Below are 14298 nucleotides of genomic sequence, written 5' to 3' on the forward strand. Positions count from 1 at the left end.
TTGTCTGGGAAGACTGCCGCCGCTGAGCAGCCTGCGCTGTTCAGCGGTACCCATCCCAGAGCGGCAAGGGGAAAAGCAAGTCTTTGAACAGGTTCCATTCCTGGACATAGTCGATTTTCGGCTCCCGCAGCAATCGTATTTGTATGCCGTCCATGACTTCCACGCTCATCCTGACGCTGTTTTGCATGTCTCTGGACCAATCCATGCCGTCGGGGAGCGCCCAGGGGAAACGGGAATAATGCTCCCACACTTCTTCTGGCCTGCGAAGAAAATAGTCATGCAAAGGATGGTTGGCGGAGATGGCCTCGGTTTCCAGGACCGTATATAGCTGAGTAAGTTCAGGCTGGCTCGCGTTGTGAGCAACCAGATAGTCAAAATAGGCCGGAAGATGTGGATGATCGGGGTCGGACCCGGGCAGGCCTGTCTGTACGAATTCCTCCGGGGTGCCATTGACGTCATAAAGGTCCGTGATCAGGAGAGATAGCAGGCCTTCCTTGCTGCCGACATAATGGAGAACGCCCGGCTGTGACATCCCCACCATGTCAGCGACATCTTTGAGCGATATGCCGTTGTATCCGTGTTGGCTGATGAGGTGGGCGGCGGCCTGTGTGATTTCCGCACGTCTCGCCTCAGGTGATTTTCTGGTTCGGCTCGCCATGTCCTGGTCTTATGGCTCCTTTCCGCAGTTCTTGGGTGTTCTGCTGCTGGTTGTTTGATACTTATGGTACATGGGGCTCGGATTCGTAACAGTGATCAGGGTATGGCGCAACCGGGTTACGACTCAGACAGGTAAAAGAAAAAGAAGTCAACAGGCACTCGAAGATGTGCATTCAGTCGCTGACTTGACATTTATATCGAGTAACTGTTAGATATATAATTATCTAATGCTTGGTAGATACGGTTGTCTGCCTGCATTGGACGTGTCAGAGAAGACTAACAATAGAGAGGTCGACACTATGAGCGACTCAGCAGCCCCGGGGTTGGGGGATTCTGAACTTCTGCAGGCGCATAAGGCAGCTTTGGCCGCTGCCGACAAGGACCCCATGCTCTCGCCCGAGACAGGTAAGCCGGTACCCAAAAAGACCCTGTTTCGGTTTGGGGCGAGCTTCCTGGCTTTCGGCATTCTGTGGATGTCAGGCCTGGGAATCGTCAGCATCGTCTTGCTTCCCGAGCATCTCAAGCAGGTTCCAGGCATCGCTCCCGAGGCGCTGATGGGCGTAGTCAATGCTTGTACTGCCGTGGCTTCGCTGGTCTCCAACCTACTCTTTGGGAACTTCTCTGATCGCAGCCGTTCCCGGTACGGGCGTCGAACACCGTGGGTCCTGGGCGGCGCAGTCCTGGGTGGTGTGACCCTGTTCCTGACGGGCATGACCACCAACCCGGTTCTGCTCACTATCGTGTATTGCCTTTGCATGTTCGGTCTGAACTGCATGATCGCCCCTATGGTGGCCATCCTGTCCGACCGTGTGCCATCCGGTGTGCGCGGAACCCTGTCCGCCTTCTATGGAGCAGGCTCTACCATCGGTTCGCCTATCGGCTCTCTGATCGGCGCGGCCTTGGTGACCCGTATGTTCACTGGCTTCGTTCTAGCCGGCGTGCTCATGTTCCTGGGTGGTGTCGTGGCGATTCTGATCATGCCCAGGGAAGGTTCGGCTGCTTATCTGCCCAAGGATGAGGGCACTCTCATGGACGTGCTCAAGTCTTTCCAGCCTCCGCGCTTCCATGGAGCCCACGACTTCTATAAGGCCTTCGTTGGAAGGCTCTGCATGCTGCTGAGCTATCAGATGATCTCCGCCTATCAGCTCTATATCGTCGAAAAGTATGTGGGTCAAACTGTAACCCAGGCAGCCGCAACCATTTCGGTTATGTCCGTCATCACCATGGTGGTATCTCTGCTGGGTTCTTTGGTCTCCGGCCCGATTTCGGATTTGATCGGACGGCGCAAGGTGCCGGTGGTCATCGCCTCCGTTCTCTTTGCTATTGGCATCGCTATGCCCTGGATCAGCCCCACGGTCATGGGCATGTACCTGTACGCCGGCATCGCCGGGTTCGGGTATGGAGTCTATTCTTCCGTCGACCAGGCCCTCAATGTCGACGTTCTGCCCAGCAAGGAGGAGGCCGGCAAAGATCTGGGCATCCTCAACCTGGCCACCACACTGGGGCAGATGGCCGGTCCTTTGGTCATGTCCTTCATCACGCTGAACTGGGGCTATGCGGCGGCCTTCCCAACGGCCATCGCCTTCGCCCTGCTGGGATGCGTCTTTATCCTGATGATCAGAAACGTCAAGTGACACCGGCCTGTCTGGACATACAGGAAAACCATACAAAGGAGCAGAAGATAAATGAACAGAAATGCAGAACCAATCTGGGTGGCAACCACTCGCGAGCAAGCCATGCAGGAACATCCCTTGGCGCTTTCTGCCTTGGAGTCATCGGCCGATCTGGAGTGGACCGGCGACAGGCTGCAGGCCCTCAGAGGGTTTGGCGGCTGCTTCAATGAGCTGGGGTGGCTGCCCTTGCAGGAGCTGGGGGAGGAGGAACGTGAGAGGATCATCCGTGAGCTCTTCAGCCCGGACGAGCTGAATCTGACCTTCAACAGGACACCGGTGGGTGCCAACGACTTTGCTGCGAATTGGTACAGCTACGACGAGACCGACGGCGACTATGACCTGAAGCATTTCAGTGTCGACCACGACGAGCAGACCCTGATTCCATACATCCGACAGGCGCAGAAGTATCAACCGAACATGGGCCTCTTCGCCAGCCCCTGGAGTCCACCCACCTGGATGAAACGGCCCAAGGTCTACAATTTCGGGCGAATCGACATGAGCGAGCGCAATCTATCCGCATATGCCCGCTATCTTCTGCGATACGTGCGCGAGTATGATTCCCGTGGCATTCATGTCGACCAGCTGCATGTGCAGAACGAGGTCTTCGCGGATCAGAAGTTCCCCTCCTGCCTTTGGTCCAGCGAGGATATGCGCATCTTCATCCGCGACTATCTGGGCCCCCTCTTCGCCAAAGAGGCGCCGGACACGGCCATCTTCCTGGGGACCCTCAATGGTCCCGAGGATATGAAATTCGGCCCCCAAGGCATGATCCTGGAAAACTACAACCGTTACGTGGACAACATTCTCTTTGACGATGACTGCCGCAAGTACATTGCCGGCATCGGCTACCAGTGGGCTGGCCAGCATGTCATCGAGCGCACCCACAATTCATGGCCCGAGATCGAGCTGGAACAGACCGAGTCCGAATGCGGCATGGGCGGCAACTCCTGGGAGTACGCCGAATACGTCTTCTCACTGGTCAATCGGTATCTTCGGGCTGGAGCCACCTGCTACACCTACTGGAACATGGTCCTGGGCCAGGGCATATCCACCTGGGGCTGGCGGCAGAATTCTCTCTTCTCCATCGACACCACCACCGGCCAGATCAGCCGGAATCCCGAGTACTACGTCATGCGTCATTACTCGCACTATGTGCGCCCAGGCGCTCGCCAGCTGGATACACGCGGCCATTTCAGTTCCATGGCCACAGCCTTCGAAAATCCTGATGGATCGGTCGTTGTCGTGGCTCAGAACGCCCTGGATCGCGCCATGCCCTTCTCCTTCTCCGGGCCGGGAGGGGATAGCGAAGGGAACCATGGTTTCCAGGCAACCCTGGAGCCGCGGTCCTTTAACACCTTCGTTCTATGAATCGAGTCTCGTAGATTAAGATTGGAGTCCATCATGTCAGACAATGCGGTCCGAGCCAAAGACCACTCAGCTTCGCCAGGCATCACGCGCCTTCCAGACAGGCTCATCTTCGGCTGCGCCTACTACGATGAATACATGCCCTATGAGCGGGTGGACAAGGACATGTCCATGATGAAGTCCGCCGGCATTACCACCATCCGTATCGCTGAATCCACCTGGAGCACCTTGGAGCCCCAGCCTGGCGCATTCGACTTCAGCCATGTGGACCGGGTTCTGGATGCTGCGGAACGCTTCGGCATCCAGGTCATCGTGGGCACGCCCACCTATGCCGTCCCCGCCTGGCTGGTAGCCATGCACCCGGATGTTCTAGCGGACACCCCTGATGGTCCCAATCGGTATGGCGCTCGCCAGATCATGGACATCGTCAACCCTTCCTACCGGTACTACGGCGAGCGTGTCATCCGCAGGCTTATAAGCCATGTGGCTGACAACCAACAGGTGATCGGCTACCAGGTCGACAACGAAACCAAGTACTACGATTGCGTATCGCCCGACATGCAGCGGCTCTTCGTCAAGGATTTGCGACAGCGTTTTGATGACGATCTGGACCGTCTCAATGCGGCCTTTGGACTGGACTACTGGTCCAACAGGATCGACTCCTGGGAGGACTTTCCCGATCTGACCGGGACCATCAACGCATCCCTTGGTTCCGCATTCGACCGCTTCCGTCGAAGCCAGGTCAGCCGCTACTTGGCCTGGCAGGCTGGCATTGTGCGCGAATACGCTCGCGAGGACCAGTTCGTCACCCACAACTTCGATTTCGATTGGGGTCCGGGCTGGTCATACGGCGTTCAGCCGGCTGTCGATCATTTCGAAGCGGCCGGATGCTTGGACATGGCCGGTGTGGACATCTACCATCCCACTGAGGATGACCTGACCGGCAAGGAGATCGCCTTCGGCGGGGACATGACCCGCAGCCTGAAGCGTGGCGCCAACTACCTGGTTCTGGAAACTGAAGCCCAGGGACAGAACGGCTGGCTGCCCTACCCGGGCCAGCTGCGACTGCAGGCATACAGCCATCTGGCCTCGGGTGCTGACGGGGTCATGTACTGGCACTGGCATTCCATCCACAACTCCTTCGAGACCTACTGGAAGGGTCTGCTTTCGCAGGATATGGAGCCCAACCCCACCTATGAGGAGGCTGGCCAATTCGGCAGGCAGATAGCGCAGAAGGGTGTGGGGGAGCGTCTGATCAACCTTCAAAAGCGCAACAAGGTCGCCATCATGGTGGGCAACGACTCCCTGACCGCTTTGGACTGGTTCTCCCTGGAGACTGGCTTCCCCCGTCAACAGGGGCAGATCTCCTACAACGATGTGGTCAGACGGGTCTACGACGCCCTCTTCGAGCTCAACATCGAGTGCGATTTCATCAGCGACAAGGCTGACCGGTCCCAGCTGGAGGCTTACGCCATGGTCCTGGTTCCTGCCCTCTACAGCAGCAATGAGGATACGCTGAGGACCCTTGCCGATTACGTTTATCGGGGAGGTCATCTGGTGGCCACGCTGCGTTCCTTCGTGGCGGACGAGAACCTTAAGGTTTGGCACGACAAGGCTCCGCACCTGCTGACCGACGTGTTCGGCATCGACTACAACCAGTTCACCCGTCCCGGCAAGGGGCTGACCCTGGATCTGCGTGGGGCCGACCAGGACGGGCCGGCCTGTCAGGGGCTGATCGAACTGTTGAACCCGCGCCCCGGCACCCAGGTCCTGGCCTCCTATGACCACCCGGTCTGGAAGCGGTATGCGGCTGTGACCCGTCATGAATACGGCCACGGCAGCGCGGAGTGGCTCGGCACTTTGCCCTCGGCCCAGGGCATGCGGCTCCTGCTTTCGGATGCGGCAGATGCGGCTGGCCTGAACAGTCCTGCCCGGGACCTGGCTGGCCTGGTCACGGTGCGTGAGGGCACCAACGCCCTGGGAGAGCAGGTCACCTACCTGCTCAATTATTCATCCAAGGAGGTCGGATTGGACGCACCCTACGGAGGGCATCTGCTGGTGGCTGACGGGCAGGCAGATCCTCAGGTTCATATCGACCAGGGCCAGCCCATGACCATCGGACCCTGGGACCTGGCAATCATCGTTCGATAGGCCGGCTTCAGACTGACCGAACGCAAATACATGAGTGGATTAGTGTTCAGTAAGAAAGGAAGGTGCCCAGATGGCATCAAGGAAGTTGGCAGAGGGCCTACCCTACCGCAATCCCGGCCTGAGCCTGGATGAGCGAGTGGCCGACCTGCTGGGCCGGATGACCCGGGAGGAGAAGGTGGGCCAGATGATGCAGCTGGATGCCCGCCAAGGGGTGGACGAGGAGGTGATGGATCAACACGCCGGGTCTCTGCTGCATGTCTCTCCGAAGAACATGATCATGGCTGACAAGGCCGTCCATCGCACTCGTCTGGGCATCCCCCTGCTGATTGGCGACGACTGCATCCACGGCCACTCCTTCTTCCATGGAGCAACCATCTTTCCCGAGCAGCTAGGCATGGCGGCCTCCTTTGACCCTGAACTGGTCCAGCGGATGGGGCGGGCCACAGCCCAGGAGGTCGCTACAACAGGCGTCCACTGGACCTTCTCTCCAGTGCTTTGCATTGCCAGGGACACCCGTTGGGGACGGGTGGATGAGACCTTCGGCGAGGACCCCTTCTTGATCGGCGAAATGGCCTCGGCCATGGTGCGCGGCTACCAGGGCGGATCAGCCATGACCGGGACCCTGCCCAAGGATGCCGTGCTGGCCACGGCCAAGCACTTCGCCGGTTACTCCGAGACCCAAGGCGGGCGCGACGCCTCCGAGGCCGACCTCTCGCACCGCAAGCTGCTCTCCTGGTTCCTGCCGCCCTTCGAGCGCTTGGCCAAGGAGGGTGTGGCCACCTTCATGCTGGGCTACGAGTCCATTGACGGGGTTCCGGTCACCATCAACAACTGGCTGCTCAACGACGTGCTGCGTGGGGAGTGGGGCTACCAGGGCACCCTGATCACGGACTGGGACAACGTGGGCCGGATGGTCTGGGAACAGAAGGTGCAGCCCGACTACACCAGCGCAGCCGCGGCTGCTGTCAAGGCTGGCAATGATCTGGTTATGACCACGCCCGGCTTCTACCAGGGAGCCTTGGATGCACTGGATGCCGGGCTGTTGCGCGAGGAGGACCTTGACCGGGCGGTCAAGCGCATCCTGGCCCTGAAATTCCGCATGGGGCTCTTCGAGGATCCGCGTCTGCCCAGCCCCGGGGCCCAGGAGGCGGTCATCAACTCACCGGAGCACCAGGAACTCAACCTCCAGGTGGCCCAGGAGTCGGCAGTTCTTTTGAAGAACGACGGCATCCTGCCCCTGTTCGGTGGGGTGGGTGCCGATGGCCGCCCTGGTGATGATTCAGCGCATAGCATCGCCTTGGTGGGTCCGTTGATCGACGACGCCCAGAACCAGCTTGGGGACTGGGCCGGCGGCTCGGGTCAGTGCGATTGGATCAAGGACCAGCCGCGGGAGATGATCTCGACCGTGGCCGACGGTCTGCGCAAGGAGCTGCCTGAAAACTGGCAGCTCAACTGTGAGCAGGGCGTCGACGTGCTCCGTCTGATCGACGACCCGGCGGGCGAGCTTTTCCCCGACGGCCAGCCCAGGCCCAAGGTGGCTGCTCCGGCCAGGATCGATCAGGGCCGCTTCGACAGGGCCATTGAATTGGCTGGGCAAAGCGACTTGGTGGTGGCTGTGGTCGGCGACGTGGTCCAGCTGGTGGGCGAGGGCCGTTCGACTGCCACCCTGGAGCTCTACGGTCCTCAGCGCGATCTGCTGGATGCCCTGGCGCAGACGGGCAAGCCCATGGTCATCGTGCTCATGTCTTCCAAGCCGCTGATCCTGCCCCCGTCTGCACAGTCGGCCAGAGCTCTGATCTGGCAGCCCGACCCGGGCATGCAGGGCGGTCGTGCTTTGGCCAGGATTCTCACCGGCAAGGTTGAGCCTACAGGCAGACTGCCCATCACCTTTCCCAGACATGCCGGTCAGCTGCCGGTCTACTACAACCAGATCCGCGGCCAGCATGGTGATCGCTATGCCGACCTGACCCAGGAACCGGCCTTCGCCTTCGGCCAGGGGATGGGCTACACCACCTTCGTCTACGGAAAGCCCCAGGTTGATGGACCCGATGCCGTCGGCCCCAAGGACACGGTCAGGGTGAATGTAGACCTGACCAACACCGGTCAGCGATCAGGCACCGAGGTGGTCCAGGTCTATATCAGCGACCTGGTGACCTCCGTCAGCTGGGCTGACCGCGAGCTCAAGGCCTTCCAAAGGATTCAACTGGATCCAGGGCAGACCCGGAAGGTGGTTTTCGATCTACCGGTGTCCGAGTGGACCCTGGTCGATGCCGACTGCCGCCGCAGGGTCGAGCCTGGCCAGTTCGAGGTGTTGGTGGGATCCTCCTCGTGCAGGGAAGATCTGCAGGCCGTGACGGTGACCGTGGTGGGCTGAGCCTGCGATCGACTGGGTTGGAGGCAGTCGGATGGTCGACTGTCATCCGGTTGCGGCGGGACCCTTGGGGTGTTGGTTGCCCAGGGCCCTCGCCCGCCCTACCATTGCAGTATGAGCAAAAGCGTAGGCGCTGGGTATGCGCACCTGTTGACGGTCCCCAATCCGCGGCATGTGTCCAGCCTGGTCGACTACTTTACACGAGGTTCCAAACCGCAGGCCCAGTGGCGGTTCGGCATTGAGATCGAGCATCTGCCAGTGCGCAACGACGGGTCCGATGCCCCGGTTTCCTATGAGGGGGAGCGGGGCATCGAAGCTTTGCTGTCGGCCTTGGAACCCCGCTACGACGGCCATAAAGAATACCGTGAGGATGGTCATCTGGTCGGCCTGAGCAGGCCGGGCTGCGTGGTCTCCCTGGAGCCCGGGAGCCAGGTGGAGTGCTCCTTGGGCGTAGTGCGGGACAGCCGAGAATTCGAGGACCTTTACCGACGTTTCCGTGCCGAGGTCGACCCTATTGCCGAGCGGCTGGGGTTTCGTCTGGTTGAGTACGGGTATCGTCCTGCTGGCTCCTACGCGGATGTGGGCGTCAATCCCAAGGAACGCTATGCGGTCATGAACACCTATCTGGGTCGCATCGGCCAGTGCGGGCCCATGATGATGCGCAGCACCGCCTCCACCCAGATCAGCATCGACTATCAGGACGAGGACGACGCCATCGCCAAGATCCGTCTGGGCACGGCTATCGGCCCCGTTTTGGCCTACTTCTTCCGCAACACCCCTATCTTCGAGGGCGAGCCCAACCGCATGCCCCTGCGACGTCAGCGGATCTGGGACTGGCTTGACCCCCAGCGCACAGGTCTGATCCCGGGGCTGTTCGATGACGGCTTCGGCTGGGAGGACTATGCCGTGGACCTGCTGTCCACCCCGCTGATGGTGGCCGATGTCTCCCACACCCCGGAGGTGGAGGGGCCGCAAGGGCATCAGGTCTTCATCGCCTGGCATGAAAACGCCGGGGAGATCTATCCTGACCGTCGGCTCAACGACGCCGAGATAGCGCACATCCTGACCACCCACTTCAATGACGTTCGCCTAAAGAACTACATCGAGCTCAGGCACTGGGATTCCCTGCCCATGAAACGCGCCAGCCGACTTGTGGAAGTCGTCGGCGGCATTTTCTATGATCCGGCACGCTTTGCTCGGCTTGTCCGGTTCTTGGACGGGGTGGCCGAGGAGGATGTGCTTCAAGCCAAGGCCGAACTTCAGGTCCGTGACGGACAGGCCAGCCCCTATGGCCGCTCCCTGGATTTCTGGCGGCAGGCCCTGGGTGCCGAGGACACCCTGGAAGGCCTGCCGGGCGATCCCAGACATCCTGATCTCTTCCAGCTTTGACGGCTGTATCGTTATGCGAAAGGATGGGGCCGGTTTCCTGAGGATGGTATATTCTGGTCACCAATGGGCTTTGATCCGTCATCAGCGGGGAGTCCTCGGAAGAACGGGAACGCCCTGCGGCGTTCCTCAGTAGAACCGACGGGTGGGCCCGCACAGCCCAGACAAGCGGTCCGGCAGGGGTCATTGGCCGGGCAAGCGAGGTGGTACCGCGGTGGGCCTACGGGCCCCTCGTCCTCGGTATGGCGACATGAACGACCAGCGAGGAGCGTGAACGGTGAAACAGGCCACTGATACCTCAGATAAGACAAGTCGGGACGGGGAAGTTTATCCCAAGGCGGTGGTGGACCCTGCTCTCGACAAGGTGAAGCCCAATCCCTCCTTCCCTCGGATGGAGGAGTCGGTCCTGGACTATTGGGACCATGACGATACTTTCAATAAGTCGGTGGAGCGTCGCCCTTCCGGCGATCATGCCGACAATGAGTTCGTCTTCTTCGACGGCCCGCCCTTCGCCAACGGCTTGCCTCACTATGGACACCTGCTGACCGGCTATGTCAAGGATGTCATTCCTCGCTACCAGACCATGAAAGGCCACAAGGTCAACCGTGTCTTCGGCTGGGACACCCATGGTCTGCCCGCCGAGTTGGAAGCCCAGCGCGAGCTTGGTATCGACAGCGTGGATCAGATTGAGCAGATGGGCATCGAGAAGTTCAATGACGCCTGCCGCGCATCGGTGCTCAAGTACACCAGCGAGTGGAAGGATTACGTCCATCGTCAGGCCCGCTGGGTGGACTTCGATCACGGATACAAGACCCTGGATGTTTCCTACATGGAGTCGGTCATGTGGGCCTTCAAGACCCTCTACGAGAAGGGCCTGGCTTATAAGGGGCACCGGGTGCTGCCATACTGCTGGAAGGATCAGACGCCGCTGTCCAACCACGAGCTGCGCATGGATGCCGATGTCTACCAGGACCGGCAGGACACCACCGTCTCCGTGGCCGTCAAGCTCAGGGACGAGGACGCCTATGCGGTCTTCTGGACTACTACTCCCTGGACCGTCCCTACCAACCTGGCCATCGTGGTCGGCGCTGGCATCGAGTACTCGGAAGTCAGCCCGGTGTCTGGGCCATTCGCCGGCAAGCGCTTCTACATCGCCACGGCCCGCTTGGGCGATTACGCCAAGCAGCTGGGGGAGGACTACCAGGTGGTCCGCACCCTCAAGGGGTCCCAGATGGAGGGCTGGCGGTACTGGCCGGTCTTTCCCTACTTTGCCGGAGAGCAGGCCGAATCAGAGGGTGGCACCCCCGGCCCCAATGCCTATACCATCTACATGGCTGACTACGTCGACACTGTGGAGGGCACCGGCCTGGTCCACCAGGCTCCCTATGGCGAGGATGATATGAACACCCTGAACGCCAAGGGCATCCGCAGCGTGGACGTCCTCGATGCCGGGGCCGTTTTCACCGAGCAGTGCCCCGACTACCAAGGCATGCAGGCCTTCGATGCCAACATGCCTATTATTCGCAACCTGCGCGCAGGGGACGGTCCCCTGGCCCGGATCCCCGCCGAGCACCGGGCCATCCTCTTCCAGGAGAAGAGCTACGTCCACTCCTACCCCCACTGCTGGCGTTGCGGCACTCCGCTGATCTACAAGCCGGTCTCCAGCTGGTTCGTCTCCGTAACCAAGATCAAGGACCGCCTTCTGGAACTCAACCAGCAGATCAACTGGATCCCCGAGAATGTCAAGGACGGCCAGTTCGGCAAGTGGCTGGCCAATGCCCGTGACTGGTCCATCTCCCGCAATAGGTTCTGGGGCTCGCCCATCCCGGTCTGGGTTTCTGACGATCCCAAGTACCCTCGGGTGGATGTTTACGGGTCACTGGAGGAGCTCAAGCAGGACTTCGGCCGCTACCCGACCGACGAAAAGGGGCAGATCAACATGCACCGGCCCTGGATCGATCAGCTGACCAGGCCCAACCCTGACGATCCGACCGGCAAGTCCACCATGCACAGGATCACTGATGTGCTGGACTGCTGGTTCGAGTCAGGCTCCATGCCCTTCGCCCAATTCCACTACCCCTTCGAAAACAAGCAGTATTTCGAGGACCGGGATCCCTGTGATTTTGTGGTCGAGTACATCGGTCAGACCCGCGGCTGGTTCTACACCATGCACATCATGTCCACGGCCCTCTTCGATAAGCCGGCCTTCAAGAACGTGATCTGCCATGGCATCGTCCTGGGCTCCGACGGCCAGAAGATGAGCAAGCACCTGCGCAACTATCCGGATGTGAATGAGGTTTTCGACAAGTACGGATCCGATGCCATGCGCTGGTTCCTGATGAGCTCGTCCATCCTGCGCGGCGGCAACCTGGTCGTCACCGCCGAGGGCATCCGTGACACGGTCCGTCAGGTTATGCTGCCGGTCTGGAGCTCCTACTACTTCTACACGCTCTACGCCAACGCGGCCAATATGGGAGCCGGCTACCAGGCCCAGGCGCTGACACCGGACCGGGTGGCGAGTCTGCCGGAGATGGACCGCTTCCTGCTGGCGCGGACCCGCCGGCTGATCCAGTCGGTGCAGAAGGCCCTGGACGACTTCGCCGTCTCGGATGCCTGCGATGCGGTGACCGACTTCATCGATGTACTGACCAACTGGTACATTCGCAACAATCGCGACCGTTTCTGGAGTGAGGACCACCAGGCCTTCGACACCCTTTATACGGTCTTGGAGGCCTTCGCCCGCGTTCTGGCCCCTCTGGCGCCCATGGAAGCCGAGCAGATCTGGCGTGGTCTGACCGGTGGGGAGTCGGTCCATCTGGCCGACTGGCCCTTCCTGGCCGATGAGTCCACCGGACAAGAGACCGAACTGGGGCAGGTCCTGCGTGATGATCCTGCCCTGGTAGCTGCCATGGAGAAGGTTCGCGAGGTGGTTTCGGCCACCCTGGCCCTGCGCAAGGCCGAGCAGATCCGCGTCCGCCAGCCGCTGTCCCGGTTGACCGTGGTGGTTCGCGACCCCGATGCGGCCCGTTCTTACGTGGACGTGCTCAAGTCGGAGCTGAACATCAAGAATGTGGAATTCTGCACCCTGGACCAGGCCGGCCAGCACGGCCTGCGAATCATCCACGATCTGAAGGTCAACGCCCGTGCGGCTGGGCCTCGGCTGGGCAAGCAGGTTCAGTTCGTCATCAAGGCTTCCAAGCAGGGCGACTGGTCCGAGCAGGACGGGCACGTGGTCGTCGCTACCCCCGACGGATCGGTGGCCCTGAAGCCAGGCGAATACGAGCTGGACAACCGGATCGAGCAGGAGGATGGCTCCCAGGCCGACAGATCGGCCTCTGCAGCCCTGCCCACCGGTGGCTTCGTCATTCTCGACACCCAGCTGGACGACGACCTCCTGGCCGAGGGCTATGCCCGAGATCTGATCCGCCAGGTTCAGGATGCCCGGAAGACTGCCGGTTTGGACATTGCTGATCGAATCCGGCTGACCCTGACCTTGCCCGGGGAGGATGCCCCCAAGGCCCAGCAGTTCAGCGACCTGATCGCTCGCGAGACCCTGGCCACCAATCTGACCGTCAATGTTGGCGATCTGGACCAGCCGCAGGTCGACCTGGTCAAGGCCTGATCCTAGTTGCACAAAGGGGTTCCATCCTGCATCAGATGGAAACCCTTTGTGATGCGTCCTGCCGGGCGTGATACCCGGCTGCCGATCAGCCCTTGACCTTGTCGCTGACCTGGTCCAGGGTCTGCATATCCTGGTCGCTCAGTTCCAGATGGGCGGCGGCCAGAAGGGCCGGCAACTGTTCCGGGGTGCGTGCAGAAGCGATGGGGGCTGCGATTCCAGGCCTGTGGTTGAGCCAGGCCAGGGCTACGGTGGCCAGTTCAACATCGTGGGCCTTGGCGATGCCGTCCATGGCGGCGACCACATCCAGCCCCTCCTGGGTGAAGAAGTCCTTGACCATGCCCTCGCGCTGCTTGCCCTTGAGGTCGTCCATGGTACGGTACTTGCCCGTCAAGAAGCCCGAAGCCAGCGAGAAGTAGGGGAAGACCGCCAGATTCTCGTCCCTGGCGACCTGCATGAGGCCATCCTCATAGGTCCTGCGGTAGACCAGATTGTACTGGGGCTCCAAGGCCACCGGCAGGGTCAGGCCCTCCTGGCGCGCTATCCTGAACCATTCGCGGATCCGGTCAGGTGTGTAGTTGGACAGGCCGATGGTCCGGACCTTGCCCTCCTTGACCAGCTTGTCGAAGGCTGCCGCGGTCTCCTCCAAGGGGGTGGAGCTGTCGTCGAAGTGGGCGTAGTAGAGGTCGATCACATCCAGGCCCAGCCTGAGCAGGGAGGCATCGGCAGCGGCCTCGATGTTCTTGGCTGAAAGACCAGAGTACTGGGGGTGTTGGCTGACCTTGGTGGCCACCAGGACCTTGTTGCGGTTGCCGTTCTTGGCCAGCCAGCGGCCCAGGACGATCTCGGATTCGCCGCCGGAGTGGCCGGGGGCCCAGGCCGAGTAGACGTCAGCTGTGTCGATCAGGTTGCCTCCGGCTTCTGTGTAGGCGTCCAGGACCTGATCAGACTCTGATTCGTCACTGGTCCATCCGAAGGTGTTGCCGCCCAGAACCAGGGGGAAGATTTCGGTGTCGATGCCGCGTAGTTTTGCCATATTCATCCTTTCGGGTTGAAGCCTTGTCAGGCCGAGTCTA

At 60.7% G+C, this 14298-nt stretch carries 8 protein-coding genes; 6 read left to right on the plus strand and 2 right to left on the minus strand.

Annotated elements, in window-relative coordinates:
- Positions 1-40: 40 nt before the first annotated feature.
- Positions 41-658, minus strand: coding sequence for a TetR/AcrR family transcriptional regulator (locus GYM67_RS02655; protein ID WP_220237007.1), 618 nt, complete (start codon positions 656-658; stop codon positions 41-43).
- A 298-nt stretch (positions 659-956) separates the two neighbouring features.
- On the opposite strand from GYM67_RS02655, the gene GYM67_RS02660 reads away from it, so the two are divergent.
- From GYM67_RS02660 to ileS, 6 genes are all read left to right on the plus strand, one after another.
- A complete protein-coding gene (locus tag GYM67_RS02660) occupies positions 957-2291 on the plus strand; it encodes an MFS transporter (RefSeq protein ID WP_220237008.1) in 1335 nt (444 codons plus the stop codon).
- Positions 2292-2342: 51 nt separating this feature from the next.
- Positions 2343-3698, plus strand: a complete 1356-nt coding sequence (locus GYM67_RS02665; RefSeq protein ID WP_258561558.1) for a glycoside hydrolase family 30 protein — start codon at positions 2343-2345, stop codon at positions 3696-3698.
- A gap of 33 nt (positions 3699-3731) precedes the next feature.
- On the plus strand, positions 3732-5846 hold the full coding sequence (locus GYM67_RS02670; protein WP_258561559.1) for a beta-galactosidase: 2115 nt from the start codon (positions 3732-3734) through the stop codon (positions 5844-5846).
- Positions 5847-5916: 70 nt separating this feature from the next.
- Positions 5917-8220 (plus strand): glycoside hydrolase family 3 N-terminal domain-containing protein, encoded by a 2304-nt coding sequence (locus tag GYM67_RS02675; protein WP_220237009.1) that lies wholly within the window; start codon positions 5917-5919, stop codon positions 8218-8220.
- A 111-nt stretch (positions 8221-8331) separates the two neighbouring features.
- Positions 8332-9606 carry a glutamate-cysteine ligase family protein gene (locus tag GYM67_RS02680; protein ID WP_220237010.1) on the plus strand — a complete coding sequence of 425 codons (1275 nt, stop codon included), beginning with the start codon at positions 8332-8334 and terminating at the stop codon, positions 9604-9606.
- Between the two features lie 274 nt (positions 9607-9880).
- Positions 9881-13225 (plus strand): mupirocin-resistant isoleucine--tRNA ligase, encoded by a 3345-nt coding sequence (gene ileS / locus GYM67_RS02685; RefSeq protein WP_220237011.1) that lies wholly within the window; start codon positions 9881-9883, stop codon positions 13223-13225.
- Between the two features lie 85 nt (positions 13226-13310).
- Here ileS and GYM67_RS02690 read toward each other — a convergent pair whose 3' ends face one another.
- Positions 13311-14258 carry an aldo/keto reductase gene (locus tag GYM67_RS02690; protein WP_220237012.1) on the minus strand — a complete coding sequence of 316 codons (948 nt, stop codon included), beginning with the start codon at positions 14256-14258 and terminating at the stop codon, positions 13311-13313.
- Positions 14259-14298: the final 40 nt, after the last annotated feature.

This window comes from Bifidobacterium asteroides, from assembly GCF_019469425.1.
GTDB lineage: Bacteria > Actinomycetota > Actinomycetes > Actinomycetales > Bifidobacteriaceae > Bombiscardovia > Bombiscardovia asteroides_I.

Coding starts and splice junctions, on each gene's coding strand:
- GYM67_RS02655 (WP_220237007.1), bottom strand. CDS start 658: ATGGCGAGCCGAACCAGAAAATCACCTGAGGCGAGACGTGCGGAAATC.
- GYM67_RS02660 (WP_220237008.1), top strand. CDS start 957: ATGAGCGACTCAGCAGCCCCGGGGTTGGGGGATTCTGAACTTCTGCAG.
- GYM67_RS02665 (WP_258561558.1), top strand. CDS start 2,343: ATGAACAGAAATGCAGAACCAATCTGGGTGGCAACCACTCGCGAGCAA.
- GYM67_RS02670 (WP_258561559.1), top strand. CDS start 3,732: ATGTCAGACAATGCGGTCCGAGCCAAAGACCACTCAGCTTCGCCAGGC.
- GYM67_RS02675 (WP_220237009.1), top strand. CDS start 5,917: ATGGCATCAAGGAAGTTGGCAGAGGGCCTACCCTACCGCAATCCCGGC.
- GYM67_RS02680 (WP_220237010.1), top strand. CDS start 8,332: ATGAGCAAAAGCGTAGGCGCTGGGTATGCGCACCTGTTGACGGTCCCC.
- GYM67_RS02690 (WP_220237012.1), bottom strand. CDS start 14,258: ATGGCAAAACTACGCGGCATCGACACCGAAATCTTCCCCCTGGTTCTG.